Origin of the sequence: Pseudomonas fluorescens, assembly GCF_902498065.1 — a bacterium.
GTDB lineage: Bacteria > Pseudomonadota > Gammaproteobacteria > Pseudomonadales > Pseudomonadaceae > Aquipseudomonas > Aquipseudomonas fluorescens_BJ.
Map to the genome: position 1 here is coordinate 380,284 of NZ_CABVIR010000005.1, position 16,027 is coordinate 396,310.

General features: G+C 63.9%; 3 protein-coding genes. All 3 read right to left on the minus strand.

Annotated features, from left to right (window positions below; translation table 11 throughout):
* Nucleotides 1–9: 9 nt before the first annotated feature.
* The 3 genes from F8N43_RS20130 to F8N43_RS20140 are packed head-to-tail and all read right to left on the minus strand — an operon-like array spanning nucleotide 10 to nucleotide 15,973.
* Nucleotides 10–11,808 carry an amino acid adenylation domain-containing protein gene (locus F8N43_RS20130; protein WP_150654236.1) on the minus strand — a complete coding sequence of 3,933 codons (11,799 nt, stop codon included), beginning with the start codon at nucleotides 11,806–11,808 and terminating at the stop codon, nucleotides 10–12.
* On the minus strand, nucleotides 11,805–14,903 hold the full coding sequence (locus F8N43_RS20135; protein WP_150654237.1) for a non-ribosomal peptide synthetase: 3,099 nt from the start codon (nucleotides 14,901–14,903) through the stop codon (nucleotides 11,805–11,807). The genes F8N43_RS20130 and F8N43_RS20135 overlap by 4 nt, the downstream gene beginning before the upstream one ends.
* Before the next feature lie 11 nt (nucleotides 14,904–14,914).
* Nucleotides 14,915–15,973: a TauD/TfdA family dioxygenase gene (locus tag F8N43_RS20140; protein ID WP_150654238.1), complete on the minus strand. Its 1,059-nt coding sequence runs from the start codon at nucleotides 15,971–15,973 to the stop codon at nucleotides 14,915–14,917.
* Between the last annotated feature and the right edge of the window lie 54 nt (nucleotides 15,974–16,027).

Consider the following 16,027-nt stretch of genomic DNA (forward strand, 5'->3'; position numbering starts at 1 on the left):
GGTAAACGCTTAGTCCTGCGCCACCACCTCCCGACCGAGTGCCGTCACCACGGCGCTCAGGCATTCATCCCGTTGCAGGATATCGAAGTGGCTGGCGCTGACGGTCTGCACCTTGCGCAGTCGCGGTTGCTGACGCTCCAGTGTCGCGCGTTCCGCCGTCGGGTTGCCATCGGCCCACCAACAGCACAGTTCGGCGTGCGGCAGCGGCAAGGTCTCCACCTGCCGCGACAACGCCTTCAAGCGTGTGCTGACCATGAACGTCTGCGCCAACTCATCGGCACCGAGCAGCGCGTAGCCGCTGGCCTGCTCGCCTTCGGTGTCGATCACCGTGCGAATGATCCGCGCGATGGCGTCCTGATCACCCGAAGTCTCGACACTCAATGCCTGGGCAACGACATCGCTGTCCATGCTCAAGGTTGCGCCGAGGAACTCGCGCAGGTCCGCGCGCCACTCATCAACACTGGCGGCGGCATTGGCCTGGGTCGGCACAAAACTGTCCACCAGACCGACGAACGCCACACGCTGCCCCTGCTGTTCAAGCAGTTCGCCGACCATCAACGCCAGCGCTCCGCCCAACGACCAGCCCAGCAAGTGATACGGGCCTTGCGCTTGTTTGCGGCGGATCGCTTCGACGTAGTCGGCGGCCATTTGTTGCAGCGACGTGTCGTGCCACTGGCGGTCCAGCAGCATGCGGCATTGCACGCCATACACCGTGCGCAGACCTTCCAGTCGGCGGGCCAGCGGTTCGTAGTCGAACACCGTGCCGAACCCGGCGTGCAGGCAGAACAGTGCCGGTTGATCGTCCACGGGCTGGTTCAACAGCAACAGCGGTTCAGGGCTCTGTCTGGGCGGTTGCTCATCGACACCGGACAACCCGGCGATGGTCGGCTTGGCCATCATGTCGCGCAGTTTCAGTTGGAAGTCCGGCTGATTCAGCGCCCGCACCTTCGAGATCACCTTGAGGGTGCGCAGCGAGTCGCCGCCCAACTCGAAGAAATTGTCGGTGATGCCGACTTTGTCGACACCCAGTACTTGCTGCCAGATCTCGGCCAGTGCCCATTCCAGCGGTGTGCGCGGGGCCACGTAATCGCGGCCCTCGAAGGTCGGGTCGGGCAAGGCCTTGCGGTCGAGCTTGCCGTTGGGTGTCAGCGGGAAACGCGGCAGCACCACGATCTGCGTCGGCACCATGTAATCCGGCAAGCTTTCACGCAAGGCTGCCTGGCAATGCAGGCCCAGACCGTCGTCTTCGGCCGCAACCACATAACCCACCAGTTGCGGACCCTGGCCGCTGTCACGGACCACCACCAGCGCGTCATTGACCCCGACTTGCTCACGCAGACGGGCTTCGATTTCACCCAGTTCGATGCGGAAGCCGCGCACTTTGACCTGATGGTCGATGCGCCCCACGTAATCGAACACGCCATCCTCGCGACGGCGCACCAGGTCACCGGTGCGGTATAGACGACCACCGTCGTTGCTGAACGGGTTGGCGACGAAACGCTCGGCGGTTTGCCACGGGTGACGGTGGTAACCACGCGCCACGCCACGACCGCCGATGTACAACTCACCGACCATGCCCACCGGCAATGGATTGAGGTCCATGTCCAGCACATGCAGGCTGCGGGTGCCGACGCGGCGACCAATCGGCGCATACATCGCCTCGCAGTGTCCGTCGGCAGCAATCTTCCACAGCAGCGGCGTGACCACGGTTTCCGTCGGGCCGTAGCCGTTTACCAGGAATTGCGGTTTGAGCGTGTGCTTGACCCGCTCGAACGTGGCGTCCGGCACCGCATCGCCACCGAAGCAGTAGATACGCACTGGCGGCGGATCACCGCCCTGCAACTCAGCGTGTTCGGCCAGTTGCAACAGGTACGCCGGCGGGAAGCAGGCGACGCTGATGCGCTGACGGTGCAACACCGCCAGGGTCTGCTCGGCAGTCCACAAGGTGTTGTCGCGCACCACCAGGGTCGAGCCGCTGATCAGCGCGGTGATCCAGCGTTCATGGGCGCCGTCGAAGGCGAACGACATGAAATGCAGTTCGCGATTGCCCGGGTCCATTTCGTACAGCTCGGCAATCGCCTGCACGTGCATGCTCAACGGCCCGTGAGCCACGGCGACGCTTTTCGGCTTGCCAGTCGAGCCCGAGGTGTAAATCAGGTAGGCCAGTTGCTCGGCGTGTACTGCGCGTTGCGGCGGCGCGACTTCAACGTCGAGGTTCAAGCGATCCACGGCGACCATCGGCGTGCCCGGATTGAGTTGCGCGGTGTCGCGCAGACGCTCCTGGGTCAGCAGCAAACGCATGTCGCTGTCGGCCATCATGTAGCGCAAACGTTCCTGCGGGTATTGCGGGTCCAGCGGCACATAGGCGGCGCCGCACTTCATCACCGCCAGCAGCGACACCACCAGTTCCAGCGAGCGTTCCATGAACACACCGATCACGTCTTCGGCCTGCACGCCCTGCTCCAGCAGGTGCACCGCGAGTGCGTCGGAACGCCGATTCAGTTCGGCATAGCTCAAGTGTTCGGCGTCGCGGTCGGCGTAACTGAGCACCAACGCGGTGTGCTCCGGTTGCAGGCGCGCCCGCTCGCGGATCAGCTCATGCACCGGCCGTTCATGGTCGTCGGCCAGCGTCGGCAACTCGCCGTCGAGGTGCCGGCCTTGGTCCAGGGTCAGCAAGCCCAACTCGCCCACCGCGCGCCCGGCGTTGTCGCACAGGCGCTGCATCAGGCTTTCCATGTGGCTGCGCAGCACTTCGACGGTGGCCAGGTCGAACTGATCGCGCTGATGCATGTACTCGATGCGCAGCCCCTCATCGAGGCTGACCATCAAGTCCATGGCGAAGCTGGTCAGGCCGAAGTCGGAGACGTCTTCGAAGCGCAGCGAATCGCCGTTCCACTCGCGCAACGTGCGGTCCACCGGCTGATTTTCGAAAACGATGATGCTGTCGAACAGCGTCTGCCCGCCCTGCCCGGCCCAGCGTTGGATATCGCTGAGTGGGGTTTGCTGGAAGTCGCGGATATCGAGGTTGTAGGCCTGGATCTCGCGCAGCCAGTCACCGACGCTTGCTTCGGTCGGCACGCTGTTGACCACCGGCAAGGTGTTGATGAACAGCCCCAACATGTTCTCCGAACCGTTGAGGGTTTCCGGGCGGCCCGACACCGTGGCGCCGAACGTCACCGTGCGCTGACCGGTGTAACGCTGCAACAGCAGCAGCCACGCGGCTTGCACCAGAGTGTTGAGCGTCACTTGCTGTTGCTGGGCAAACGCCTGCAAACGCGCGGTCTGCTGCGCATTCAGGTGCGTGTAGATCGCGTGATAACCCGCTTGCGGCGCCTTCACCGGCAACGCGCGGGCCAGGTGAGTGGCGCCTTCGAGGGCGTTGAGTTTGCCTTTCCAGAACGCTTCGCTGGCCTCGGCCACCTGTTGGCCGAGCCAGTCGATGTAGTCGCGATACGCGGCCACCGGCTCCTGCGCATCGCCACTGTAATGACGCAGCACTTCACCGATCAGGCGCGACACACTCCAGCCGTCCATGAGGATGTGATGGTAAGTCCAGATCAGGCGATAGCGGTCGTCTTCCAGACGCACCAGCAGCAGGCGCAACAACGGCGCGCGGTTCAGCGAGAAGCCACGTTCACGTTCATCGGTGGCCAATTGGCGTACGCGCTCAGGTTGGTTATCCAGACCGCGCCAGTCCAGTTCGGTCAGCAGCGCCGGCGCGTGGCGCAGCACCACTTGCAGCGGCTCCTTGTCGCCCTCCCACAGGAACGCGGTACGCAGGATCGCGTGGCGCTGCGCGGCGTCGGCCCAGGCTTCGCGGAAGCGCGGACCGTCAACGCCACGTACGCCCACTTCGATCTGGTTGACGTACAGCCCCGAATCACCGTCCTGCACCGAGTGGAACAGCATGCCCTGCTGCATCGGCGACAGGGGATAAACGTCGTCCACTTCGTCTGCCGTCAACTCCAGCGCCTGATATTGCACGTCGCTCAGCTCGATCTTCAGCGTCGGCGCAGCCATCACCGGCGCCACTTCCACGGCGTCCACAGCCTGGGCAACCGTCGCCAGTTCAGCGATGGTCGGGTGGCTGAACACGTGTTTCGGCGAGATGCTCAGGCCGGCCTTGCGTGCACGGCTGACCGCCTGGATCGACACGATGGAATCGCCGCCCAGTTCGAAGAAGTTGTCCTGAATGCCGACCGGCACCTCAAACAACGCCTGCCAGACTTCCTGCAGCGTCGCCTCCACGGCATTGCGCGGCGCGACGTACTCGCGCACCTGCTGATCGGGTTGCGGCAAGGCGCGGCGATCGAGCTTGCCGTTTGGCGTGACCGGCAACCGCTCAAGCATCAGCAGATGACTCGGCTGCATGTGCTCGGGCAATGCGTTGCGCAGGTGCTGTTTGAGCCCGTCGAGCACCAACGACTGGCCGACCACATAAGCCACCAATTGCTTGGATTTACCGACATCCAGCGCGATCACCACCGCCTCGCGCACCTGTGGATGGTCCAGCAGGCAGGCTTCGATTTCACCCAGCTCGATACGCAAGCCACGGATTTTCACTTGATGATCGATGCGGCCGACGTACTCGATCACGCCGTCCTCGCGGTAACGCGCCAGGTCGCCGGTGCGGTACAGGCGCTCGCCCTCTACGCCGAACGGGCTGGCGACGAAACGCTCGGCCGTCAGGTCCGGACGACGGTGGTAACCCCGCGCCAGGCCGATGCCACCCAAATACAGTTCACCGACGCAGCCCGCCACTTGCGGTTGCAGGCTGTCGTCGAGGATGTAGGTCACCAGATTGGCAATCGGGCAACCGATCGGCACGCTGATCGAACCGTCTTCGACGCAGGTCCAGTGGGTCACGTCGATGGCGGCTTCGGTCGGCCCGTACAGGTTGTACAAGCCAACGTCGGGCAGCACGCGGAACAGGCTGTTCTGCAAATCCGCCGACAATGCTTCACCGCTGCACATGATTTGCCGCAGGCTGGCGCAACGTTCGAAGCCTTCGCCCTGAACAAACGCCTGCAACATCGACGGCACGAAATGCAGGGTGCTGACCTGATACTGCTCGATCAAACGCACCAGCTGCGCCGGGTCGCGATGCGCACCCGGTTCGGCCACCGCAAGGCGTGCACCGACCATCAGCGGCCAGAAGAACTCCCACACCGAGACGTCAAAACTGAACGGCGTTTTCTGTAGCACGGTGTCGCGACCGTCCAGGGGGTACGCGCCCTGCATCCACTCGATGCGGTTGTACAACGCATCGTGACGGTTGGCCGCGCCCTTGGGTTTACCCGTGGAACCGGAGGTGTAAATCATGTAGGCCAGCGATTGCAGCTCGACCACGCACGGCAGGTTTTCCTCGCTCATGCCTTCGACGAGTTGGGCGCTGTCGTCCAGGCAGATCAGCGTGGTGCCGGGCGGAATCGGCAATTGCGCCAGCAGATGACGCTGGGTCAACAGCACGTGCACGCCGCTGTCTTCGAACATGTGCTCCAGGCGCTCGCGCGGGTAATCCGGGTCCAGCGGCACATAGGCGCCACCGGCTTTCATGATCGCGAGCAAACCGATCACCAGTTCCAGCGAGCGTTCGGCGGCAATGCCCACCAGCACTTCGGCGCCAACACCGTGGGCGCGCAGGGAGTGCGCCAGGCGGTTGGCCTGTTGGTTGAGTTGGCGATACGTCAGGGTCTGGCCGGCAAACACCAACGCCGCAGCGTCCGGGGTTTTCAGCACTTGGGCTTCGAAACACAGGTGGACCGGGCGCACATCGGGCCAGGTCACGGCGGTGTCGTTGAAGCCTTGAACTTGCTGCTCGGTCTGCGCGGCGTCGAGCAGGCTCAGACGGCCCAGGGCTTGTTGCGGCTCACGGACCATGGCATCGAGCAACGCCACCAGACGATTGCTCAGGCCGTCGATGGCCTCGGCGGTAAACAATGTGGTGTCGTAATTGAAGCGCAGGTCCAGGCACTCGCCCAACTCGGCGGCGATGGCCAGCGGGAAACTGGTCTGATCGTGATTACTGATACCGGAAAACTTCAGCGCGCTCGGATTCCCACCCTCCAGCGCCTCGGCGACCGGGTAGTTTTCGAACACCAGCAGCGTGTCGAACAGCGCCTCGCCGGAATGCCCGGCCCAGCGCTGTACATCCGCCAGCGGCGTGTACTCGACATCGCGCAATTTGAGGTTGAGCGCCTGCACCTCGTCCACCCATTGGCTGACCGTGCACTCGGGGTGCGGCGTGGCGATCACCGGCAAGGTGTTGATGAACAGGCCGACTTGCTGCTCGATGCCTTGCAACTCGCTCGGACGCCCCGACACCGTGGCGCCGAACGCGACGGTGCGCTGGCCGGTGTAGCGCTGCAACAGCAACAGCCAGGCCGCTTGCAGCAAGGTGTTTGGCGTGACGCGGGCCTGACGGGCAAACCCGCTCAGGCGCTCGGTGGCCGCCCGGTCCAGGCTCAGGTGAACGGTGCGATGACCCTCGCCCTGCCCCGCGACAGGCCCCGGCAGTGCGCCGGCCAAACGTGTCGGCTCGTTGAACGCCTGCAATTGCTCCAGCCAGAACGCTTCGCACGCAGCGCGATCACGCCCGCCCAGCCACGTCATGTAATCGCGATAACGACCGCCGCTCGCCACCGGCATCTCACCGGAGTAACGCTGCAACACTTCGCCGAACAGCTGCGAGGTGCTCCAGCCGTCCAGCAAAATATGGTGGTGGGTGAAGATCAGGTGATGCGTGTCGTGCGCGGTCTGCACCAGGGTCAGGCGCAGCAACGGTGCCGCTGTCAGGTCGAAACCGCGCAGACGGTCTTGCTCGGCCAGACGTTCCAGGGCCTGCGCCTGATCCGCTTCATTGCGCCAGTCGAGCACGGTCAACGGCAGCGTGGCATTGGCCAGAATCACTTGCAGCGGCCGCGAGCCATTGCTCTCGCTGAAGAACGCTGCGCGCAGCACTTCATGGTTTTCCAGCGTCTGTTGCCAGGCGCTGCGGAACGCCTCGACCTCAATGCCCTGCACGTCTACGCGCATTTGCGGAATGTAAGCGCCGGCATCCGGGGCGAACAGGCTGTGGAACAACATGCCTTCCTGCATCGGCGACAGCGGGAAGATGCTTTCGATATCACGCGCCGCCAGCGGCAGTGCGTCGAGCTGCGTCTGATCGACGCTGACCAGCGGCACATCACTCGGCGTCAGGCCACCGGCACCGCTGAGGCAATGTTTGATCAGCTGTTGCAGCTCGGTGGCATAGGCCTCGGCCAGACGCTGCACGGTGTGCTCGGCAAACACGTCTCGGCTGAAGGTCCAGCTCAGGCGCAATTGCCCGGCGTAGACCTGACCGTTAATGCTCAGGCCACGGTCCAGCGACGCCGAAGCCCCTTGCTCGGCGCCACCGCTTTCCCGGGCCGGACGCCACGGTGCCTGCTCATCGAAGCTGGCATCGAACTGGCCCATGTAGTTGAACGTGATTTGTGGCTGCGGCAACGCCTCAAGACCGGCCTGGGCCAGATAGCGCAGGATGCCAAAACCAATGCCTTTGTCCGGCACCGCACGCAGCTGTTCCTTGACCGCCTTGATGCTGCCCGCCAGATCGTTGGCCGGGGTCAGCTTGACCGGGAAGATCGAGGTGAACCAGCCCACGGTACGGGTCAGGTCGATGTCGTCGAACAGGTCTTCACGGCCGTGACCTTCCAGTTTGACCAAGGTCGACGGCTGGCCGGTCCAGTCGCCCAGCACCCGCGCCAACGCCGTCAGCAACAGGTCGTTGACCTGCGTACGGTAAGCCGCCGGAGCCTCTTGCAGCAGTTGGCGAGAGAAGGTGCTGTCGAGCACGGTTTCCACGCTCACGGCATGCTGGCCGGCGAGACTGCCTTGTGGATTATCAGCGGGCAGGTCCACCACCACGTCGTGGTATTGGCGCTGCCAGTAAGCGGCCTGGCTCGCCAGTTCGGGACTTTGCGCATGCAACTGCAAACGCGCCGCCCACGCTTGATAGGCGCTGGATTTGGCCGGCAGGCGCAGGGGTTGCGCCTGACGCGCCTGGTCGTAGGCCGTTTGCAAGTCTTCGAGCAATAGACGCCACGACACACCGTCCACCGCCAGGTGATGCACCACCAGCAGTAAGCGCTGACCGGCCGCGCCCATGTCCACCAGCAAGGCGCGCAACAGCGGGCCGTCGTGCAAATTCAAGCTGGCTTGTGCGGCGTTGCAGTGCTCAAGCAGCTCATCAGCGTTCGCGGCCTGCCGTTGCCACAACAGCTCGGTGCTGTTCCAGTGCTCGGCCTGAGCCTGCTGCCACACGCCATCGACCTGATGCAAACGCAGGCGCAACGCGTCGTGATGCTCCAGCAGCGCGGCCAATGCCTGTTGCAGGCACGCGCTGTCGAGCGGTTCGCGAAGTTCCAGCAATACCGACTGGTTCCAGTGGTCCCGGGGCTCGATGGCCTGCTCGAAAAACCAGTGCTGGATCGGTGTCAGCAGCACCTCGCCGCGCACCGGCCTCTGGTCGATGACCAGCCCGGCGCTGCGCTGGGCAACCTTCGCCAGACTTTGCACGGTCTGGTGTTGGAACAGATCACGCGGGGTGATGCGGATGCCGGCCTGACGCGCACGGCTGACCACCTGAATGGAGATGATCGAGTCGCCGCCCAGCTCGAAGAAGTTGTCATCGATGCCCACGCGCTCAAGCTTGAGCACGTCTTGCCAGATCGCCGCCAACGCGGCTTGCATCTCATCCGCTGGCGCCGTGTAAACCTGCTGCGCCAGCGTGGCGTCAGGTTTGGGCAGTGCGTTGCGATCAAGCTTGCCGTTGCCGGTCAGCGGCCACTGATCGAGCTTGAGCAAATGCGCCGGCACCATGTAATCCGGCAGGCCCGCTTGCAAGTGTTCACGCAACGATTGACGTAGATCGGCCACGTCCTGGGTGACGGTGAACCAGGCGACCAGTTGCTGACTGCCATTGATCTCAGGCGCCAGCACCAGCGCTTGCTCGATGGCCGGGTGACTTTGCAGGCGGTCCTGGATTTCCCCCAGCTCGATGCGGAAGCCACGAATCTTCACTTGATGGTCGACGCGCCCGGCGTACTCGATGCTGCCGTCGGCGCAATAGCGCGCCAGGTCGCCGGTGCGATACAGGCGTGCGCCCGCCTCGCTGGCGAACAGGTCCGGGACGAACCGCGTGGCGGTCAGGTCGGAGCGCTGGTGATAACCCCGCGCCAGGCCGGCACCACCGACGTACAGCTCACCGACGCAACCCTTCGCCACCGGGTTCAGACGCGGATCGAGCACGTACCAGCGCAGGTCGGCAATCGGCTCGCCCAGCGGCGAACTGTTGACGCCGTCGAGGTCGGCCCGAGACAGCGGCCGGTACGTCACATGCACGGTAGTTTCAGTGATGCCGTACATGTTGATCAGCAGTGGCTGCTGGTCGTCGAAGGCGTCGTACCACGGACGCAGGCTCGCGACATCCAGCGCCTCGCCGCCAAACACCACATAACGCAGGGCCATGCCCTGGGCATTGGCGCAGGCAAACGGCATCAACTGACGGAACGCCGACGGCGTCTGGTTGAGCACCGTGACCTGTTCATCGCACAGCAGGCGAGCGAACTCCTCCGGGGAACGGCTGATGGCGTGCGGCACCACCACCAGCTTGCCGCCGTAGAACAGCGCGCCGAAGATTTCCCACACGGAGAAGTCGAAGGCGTAGGAATGGAACAAGCTCCAGACATCGTCCGCGTTGAAACCAAACCCGTGCTCGGTGGCGCTGAACAGGCGGGTCAAGTTGCTGTGGGGCAACAACGTACCTTTGGGTTTGCCGGTGGAGCCGGAGGTGTAGATGACGTACGCGAGGTTTTCCGGCTGGGTCAGGTTCGGCAGATTCTCGGCAGACGCTTCGTTGAGCCAGTCACTGGCGTGGTCGAGGCAAATCACTTCGAGGCCTTCGGACAACGGCAGTCGCGGCAGCAGCGCGGAGTCGGTCAGCAACAGGCGCGTGCCGCTGTCGGCCAGCATGTAGGCCAGACGGTCCTGCGGGTATTCGGGGTCCAGCGGCACATAGGCGCCACCGGCCTTGAGGATCGCCAGCACGCTGACAATCATTTGCAGCGACCGCTCCAGCGCGATCCCCACCAACACATCCGGGCCGACGCCGCGTTCGCGCAGACGCTGGGCGATGCGGTTGGCCTGTTGGTTCAGTTGCGCGTAGCTGAGGGTCACGCCGTCGCAGGTCACCGCAATGCTGTGCGGGTGCTCGGCAGCCTGGGCTTCGATCAGTTGATGCGCGCACAGCGTGTTTGTGGCCGGCGAAGCGGCACTGCGGTTCCACTCCAGCAACGTAGCCTGCTGCTCGGTTGGGGCGAGCATGCACAGGTCGGCCAAGGCGACCGAGCCGTCGGCGCAAATCGCCTGCAACAGGTTCAGCCAATGCTGGCCGAGACGCTCGATGGTCGAGGCGTCGAACAATTCGGTGGCATAGACAAACGAGGCGTGGATGCCGTCGTCGCTCTCCACGGTGTCGAGCATCAGCTCGAACTTGGTGGTCTTTTCGTCCCAGACCAGCGGCTCGACGCTCAGGCCCGGCAAGTCCCAGCGCTGTTTCCCGCCGGCATCGCGCTGGTGGTTGAACATCACCTGGAACAAGGGCGTGTGGCTCAGGCTGCGTTCGACATCGAGGCCATCGACCAACTGCTCAAAAGGCAAATCCTGATGCGCCTGCGCGCCCAGCGCAGCAGTCTTGACCTCGGCCAGCAATTGCAGGAATGGCTGATCGGCATGGGGCTGGGTGCGCAGCACCTGGGTGTTTACGAAAAAGCCCAGCAGATTCTCCACGTCCTGACGGGTACGGTTGGCAATCGGCACGCCGACGCGAATGTCCCGTTCGCCGCTGTAGCGATGCAACAGGGTTTGCAACGAGGCCATCAGCACCATGAACAGCGTGCAGCCTTCGCGACGGGCGAGCTCCTTCAGGTTGATCGCCAGTTCGGCCGGCACCTTCAGCTCGACGCTGGCGCCCTGCTGACTCGGGATTGCCGGGCGACGGCGGTCGGCCGGCAGGTTCAGCGGCGGGTGCTCGCGCCCCAATTGCTCACGCCAGTACGCCAGCTGACGCTCGGCCTCGCCAGCCTCCAGCCACAGGCGCTGCCAGCGGGCGAAATCGGCGTACTGAATGCCCAGCTCCGGCAGTTGCGCCGGCTGATCGGCGCTCAGCTGCGCATAGAGTTGCGTGAACTCCTGCAACAAAATCGGCAGCGAACCGCCGTCGGTGACGATGTGGTGGAACGTCAGCACCAGCACATGCTGCTGCGCGTCGAGGCGGATCAACCGGCAGCGCATCAACGGGCCGTGCTGCAAGTCGAACGGCTGCTCGGCGTTGAGACCGACCTGACGTTGCAGTTCGGTTTCGTCAGCGGCGTCGACCTCGACCAGCGCTGCGTCCATCTGCGGATGGATTTTTTGCAGCACCTGCTGCTCGTCGAAGACGAACGTGGTGCGCAGCACTTCATGACGCTGCACTAGCGCGGCGAGGGTTTGCGCCAACGCTGCACGGTTCAGCTCACCGCTGAGACGAAAGGCACCGGTCAGGTTGTACGCGGTCGCCTGCGGCTGCATCTGCCACAGAAACCACAACCGCTGCTGCGCGTAGGACGCCGGCAACGTGTCCACCGCCGGGTCCCTTGGCGGGATCGGCAGCAGTTCCAGGTTCAGGCCTTGCGCGTGCATCTTTTCTTGCAAGGCACGCCGCGCCTCCAGGCTCAAGCCGCAGAAACGCTGGGCCAGGGTCATCATTCTGTCCGGTGCAGCACTCATCGCGTGTGTTCCTCATCCACTTCGTCGAACAACGCTTCCAGGGCGTCTACATCGTTTTCTTTGTGCTCACTGTGCTGACGGAACTGCTCGATTTCCGCCGCCAGGCGTTCCAGCGTGTCGCCTTCAAAGAACAGCTTCAGCGGGATCGCCAGGTTCAGCTCTTCCTGAATCCGCGCACGAATCCGCGTCGCCAGCAGCGAGTGACCGCCGAGTTCAAAGAAGCTGTCGTGCACGCCGACCCGCTCCACGTGCAGTGCTTCGGCCCAGATCGCCGCCAGGACTTTTTCCAGGTCGGTGCGCGGGGCGACGAAGGCACCGCGCCGAACGTCGAGGTCGAGCAAGGCCTGGCGATTGAGTTTGCCGTTGGGCATCAGCGGGAAGCGTTCCAGCACCTGCAAGCGCGCAGGTTGCATGTGCTCGGGCAGCGCTTCGCCGAGATGACTGCGCAATTCGTTGAGGCGGATGTCGGCGGTGTCAGCCGGGGAAATCACGAAGCCCAGCAGTTGCGGGCCGGTTGGCGTTTCACGGGCGATGACCGCCGCGTCTTCGATGCCGGGGGCGCTGCGCATGGCGGCTTCGATCTCGCCCAGTTCAATGCGGAAACCGCGGATTTTCACTTGATGATCGACCCGGCCCAGGTACTCCAACACGCCATCGGCGCGGTAGCGTGCGAGGTCGCCGGTGCGGTACAGGCGCTGGCCGGCCTGCTTCGCAAACAGGTCGGGGATGAAGCGTTCGGCAGTCAGCGTGGCGCGCTTGAGGTAGCCGCGAGCAATCCCGGCGCCGCCGACGTACAGCTCACCTTCGACGCCCACGGCCACTGGCATCAGGTCCGGGCCGAGCACGTGAATGCGCATGCCCGGAATCGGTTGGCCAATCGGGATGGTGTCGTCATCCTGACCGAGCGGCAGTTCCCACGCCGAACACCAGACCGTGCCTTCGGTCGGGCCGTATTCGTTGACCAGCACCACCTGCGGCAAGGCCTCGCGATGTCGCGCAACCAAGGCGTTGCTGCAGGCTTCGCCGGCGACAATCACACAGGCAAGGGCCTGGTCGCCGAGGTGCTCGAGAATCTGCGCGTGGTAGGACGGTAAGGTCAGGTAGTGGGAAACTTCTTCACGCTGGATCAGCGCCGCCAGCAGCGCCGGGTCCTTGTAGCTGTCTTCGTCCGGCAGGCACAGGGTCGCGCCCTGCCCCAACGCCCAGAAAACCCCGGCCACCGAGCTGTCGAAGGAGAACGACGAGAGCATCAGGAAGGCGCGCAACGGCTGGCGATAGAACGCGCTGCGTGCGAGGGTCGAGGCCACCGCGTTGGCGTGACTGATCATCACACCCTTGGGTTTTCCGGTGGAGCCGGAGGTGTAAATGACGTAGGCCAGATGGGCGCTGTCGCCCAGCACGGCCGGCTGTTCCGGTGAAGCGGACCAGACTTCGGCATCGGTCATCAGCGAAATCACCCGCTCGCCGTGCAACGCTTCCGGCAGCGGCTGGCAGGCCAGCACCTGACGCGCGGCGGCGTCCTGCAACATGAACGTCAGACGATCGATCGGGTAATTCGGATCGAGCGGCAGGTAAGCCGCGCCGGCCTTCAGCGTGCCGAGCAGTGCGATGACGATTTCCAGCGAGCGCTGACCGTAAACCGCAACGATTTCGTCCGGCGCCACACCTTGGGCGCGCAAGGTATTGGCCACCTGGTTGGAGCGTGCATCCAGCTCGGCATAACTCAGGCGTTGGCCATTGACGCTGACGGCGATGCGTTGCGGATGCAGGCGTGCCTGTTCGCTGAACAGGTCTTGCAGGTAGCGATGCGGCAATGCCTGCTCGGCGGCCAGCGGGTTGAAGTCTTCGATCAAACGGGTCATTTGCACCGCGTTGACCTGAGTGGCCTGGCCCAGGGTCAGCTCCGGCGAGGTCAGCAACTGCCGGCTGAATTCGACAAACTGCTCCAGCCAGACCGCCAGCATCGACTCAGGCACCGCGCCGGCCAGGCACGACAGCTGCAAGTGTTCGCCCTGAACCCGCAGGCGCAGGACTTCCGGGTTGGCGTCGTCCACTTCGATGTTCGCCTCGGCATCGGCCTGATACACCAGGCCATAACGCAGGGGCGTTGCGACTTCGGCACTCAGTTCGAACTCGTTGAGGCAGTCGAGCCAGGACAGCGATTGCTCGACGTTGCCAGCAAACGAGGTCAACGCTTGCGCCAGGGTCTCGTGGCTGCGGTTGTCGAAAGCCACCGGCAAACGCCGGGCGAAACGCCCCAGGGTCGCTTCGGTCTGCTCGTTGCGCCCCGCCACTTCCCAGCCCATCAGCAACTTTTCCTGATGGCCGATGCGCGCCACGAACGCGCTCCACAGCAACAACGCCACGCGCTGCGCTTCGACACCCTGAGCGCCGGCCACTCGCTGCACATCGGCCAGCCATGCTGCGTCGTCGAGCGTGGCCTGATGTCGAGCCAGCGTCACTTCTACCGTCTTTTCAAAAGGCAGGTGATGGGCCAGCGCGAACTGTTGTTGCAGATTGCGCCAGAACGCCGCGCCTTGATGGCCGATGTCTTCTTCGCGCAGTTCTTCCTGCCACGCAGTGTAATCCAGGTACTGCAAGTCTTCCTGATTGTCGGCCAGTGTTTCGCCGCGCAACAGGCTCGCCAGCTCCACCGACAGCACTCGCAGCGATGCTTCATCGAAGCTGCTGGCCGGCGCCAGCAACGTGACGAAATGCTGCCCGTCTGCGGTTTTCACTTGCGCCACCACCAGCACTCGATCCGGTGCCTCAGCCACAGTTTCGCGGCTGCGACGCAGCGCTTCGTCCAACGAAGACACGCGCCCCAGCAACGCTACCGGCACCTCGTCGCACAGGTTCTGTACCGGCCACTTCATCCCCGGCAAACGGCGATAGACCGTGCGCAGGGTTTCATGGCGCTGACCCAATTCATCCAGTGCAAGGCGCAATGCCTGCGCGTCCACGGCCTGGGCGACCGGCACGGTCAGAGCGGCGAACAGCGGCTGTCCGCCCAACTCCTGAGCACGCAAATAAAAGGCTTGCTGAGCGGAAGTCTGGAAAACGTCTACCGAAGGTTCGAGGGCGGTGGTGTTCATGTCGAGTGTCCTTATTCCTGATCCAGGTCGGCGCTTTTCTGCGCGATGGCCATGGCCGTGAGGATTTTTCTGTAGCCAGTGAATTCGTTGCGCGCATGCACGCTGAGGATGTTGTCCAGCAGGACCACGTCGCCCTTCTCCCAGGCGAACTCGACCATCACGTCGCGATAGATGCCTTGCAGGTGGCGGATGACGTCGTCGGGAATGGCGGTGCCGTCACCGAAGAAGGTGTTCTGCGGCAGGTCCAGCGGGCCGAATTCACGCAGCAGGTTGTCGCGGATGCTGTCCGGCAGGGTCAGCGCATTGAAGAAGGTGCCGTGGTTGAACCAGATGCGCTCGCCGGTCAGCGGATGGCGCACGATCGCCGGGCCGTTTTGCCGGGTGCGCAGGCGATTGCCCGACTTCCACTCGGCTTGAATGCCGATTTTGGCGCAGTAGGCTTCGACTTCACCGCGATCTTCGCTCTGGAACACGGTCTGCCATGGCAGCCCCATGCCGTCGCCGTAGTTGCGCACGTACATGATGCGTTTGCGCTGAAACTCCTCGCGCACGGCCGGGTCGATCCGCGCGAGAATTTCGCGGGTGTCGCCGAACGGGGTTTCACCGCCGGTGGTCGACGGCGTGTCGCAGTAGAAGTACAGGTGACGCGGGAATACCGGCGAATAGGAGTGCTCGTTGTGCGGGAAGATTTTCTCCGCCGCCGGGTAATCGGTGGAGCTGTAGATCTTGAACTGGCCGGTGATCTGGGTCCGTGGCGAGGCGCGGAACAGGTACTCCAGGGCACCGTCGGAAATCGCCGCCACGCAACGGTTGAACTCGGTGATATCAGCTACCTGGAAGCCACGGAACAGAATCACCGCGTGGGCCAGCAGCTTGCTTTCGATCAGGGCGCGATTCTCCGTCGCCCACTCCACCAGGCTCACGCCAGGCACTGCCGGACGGCACACCAGCGGCATGCTGGCACCGTCGAACATCGGCGCAAAACTCACCAGCCGGGTCGGGTCGGTGGACAGGCTCTTGCGTGCACCGCGACCGATTTTGGGAATGGACTTGGTGGTTGAAACAGTCATAAACCCCTCCAGAAAATGATGACGACGGCGCCCGGTGGGCGCCGCTGCAATGAA

Coding starts and splice junctions, on each gene's coding strand:
- F8N43_RS20130 (WP_150654236.1), bottom strand. CDS start 11,808: ATGAGTGCTGCACCGGACAGAATGATGACCCTGGCCCAGCGTTTCTGC.
- F8N43_RS20140 (WP_150654238.1), bottom strand. CDS start 15,973: ATGACTGTTTCAACCACCAAGTCCATTCCCAAAATCGGTCGCGGTGCA.
- F8N43_RS20135 (WP_150654237.1), bottom strand. CDS start 14,903: ATGAACACCACCGCCCTCGAACCTTCGGTAGACGTTTTCCAGACTTCC.